Genomic DNA, 1,657 nt, shown 5'->3' with positions numbered 1-1,657 from the left:
GCTATGTACCGTATAACGAAAAGGAAGGAACTGTAGACATAAGGTATGATCCCTTCCTGCGGCCGTACCTGCTTCAGCTGAAAAGGGAATTCACAAGCTACAAACTTGAGAATGTGGTGAAGCTGAAAAGCTCCTACGCCATAAGGATATATGAATTACTGAAGCAATATGAAAGACTGAAGGAAAGATCCTTTTACCTGAAGGACCTGCGCAAAATGCTCGGGGCTGAGGATATCTATCCTGCATACGGAAACTTTAAGCAGCGTGTTCTTGTACCAGCCCAGAAGGAATTGAAGGCTAAAACGGATATATCCTTTGAAATAGAAGAAATCAGGACAGGACGAAGAGTGGATAAAATCAAATTTTTCATTACTTCAGGAAGCAATGGAAAACCTGATCAATTGGACCTGCTTCAAAATCATTTGCAGGAATTTGCCGATACGTTTATAGAGAAAGTGAAAAAACTCGGCTTAAAGATGGGGGTAAGGTTAACGGACGAAGTCATTCTTTCATGGGAAAAGCATGGACAGGACAATGTAATGAGCCTCCTGGAGAAAATACAGGACCGCAAGGACATCGAAAACCCCGTCGGATACATAACCAAGGTCTTAAAGGCAGCAAACAAGGATAATGATGAATCAGAAGACATCCTTATACGCTTAGTATCTGACTTCAGAAAATCAAAAGAAGTACTGCCTGCTTGGTATATACGGGAAAAGTCCATTGAAAAAATGGAGGAAGTACTGAAATTGGATCATGAATCAGCAGCAGTTACATTTGAAGAAATTAAAGAAGAATTATTTGAAGTTCTGCAAATTCAGGAGCCGGAGGCTGAAAGTGATTCAGTAGAGGAGCTAGAAAAGCGCAAGCGTAAGTTCGAAAAGCAACTTAAGAAATTAAAAAAAGGCACCCATTAATGAGTGCCTTTTTTAATTGGATGACAAAGGCATCGTATAAAATAAGAAGAAAACAACGTTAGAAGAAAGGAAGAAAAGAAGAAAAGAAGAAAACAACGTTAGAAGAAAAAAATAAAAGAAGAAAGGGTGATAAAGGGATGGCGATTACTATTACAATGGGAATTCAAAAGGGAGGCTGCGGAAAATCCACCACAACCGGCATTCTCGCGCACTTGTTGAGCAGAAATGGATATAGGGTCCTTGCAGTGGATATGGACTCACAGGGCAACCTTACAGAGCTTCTGTCTGAGCAGCCTTCAAATGAGTATATGGGCAAGTCCGTGCTGGAAGCGATGCAGGAAGATAATGTTGAGGGCTACATACTGAATATCAACGATCACCTCGATCTTCTGCCTGCCAACAACTTTTTGGCAACTTTCCCGCGCTGGCTGTATACGGGAAAAACATATAAAGGCGATACGATCCCTTTTAGCGGGAATCCAAGTTCTGTCTTAGATCATGCTTTGAAGTCCGTCAGGGACAGATACGATTTTATCGTTATTGATACTCCTCCCTCCTTAAGCGAACAGACAACAAATGCACTGTGTGCCAGTGAATACGTGGTTGTTTTATTCGAATGTTCAAATTGGTGCTATTCAGCTATCCCGAATTTCATGGATTCTATCCATGGAGCCAATGAATTCGGAAAGAGAAATACTCAGGCGATCGGCGTGCTGCGCACGATGAATGATGTAAGGCGA

Annotated in this window: 2 protein-coding genes (1 of these 2 cut by a window edge); both read left to right on the top strand. The window is 41.6% G+C overall.

Annotated elements, in window-relative coordinates; translation table 11 throughout:
- A partial coding sequence (locus ACFC8N_RS48460; protein ID WP_376296052.1) for a replication initiation protein occupies nt 1-917 on the top strand: 917 nt, incomplete at its 5' end.
- Between the two features lie 137 nt (nt 918-1,054).
- Nucleotides 1,055-1,657, top strand: partial view of a ParA family protein gene (locus ACFC8N_RS48455; protein WP_376296051.1) — the 5' portion only. The gene runs 195 nt beyond the window's last position; only the first 603 of its 798 coding nucleotides appear in the window; its start codon is at nt 1,055-1,057; the stop codon falls past the right edge of the window.

The organism is Streptomyces sp. NPDC055966 (genome assembly GCF_042269865.1).
Classification (GTDB): domain Bacteria; phylum Actinomycetota; class Actinomycetes; order Streptomycetales; family Streptomycetaceae; genus Streptomyces.
The sequence above is the reverse complement of the archived record's forward strand: the minus strand, read 5'-3'. Positions and strand labels throughout refer to the sequence as shown.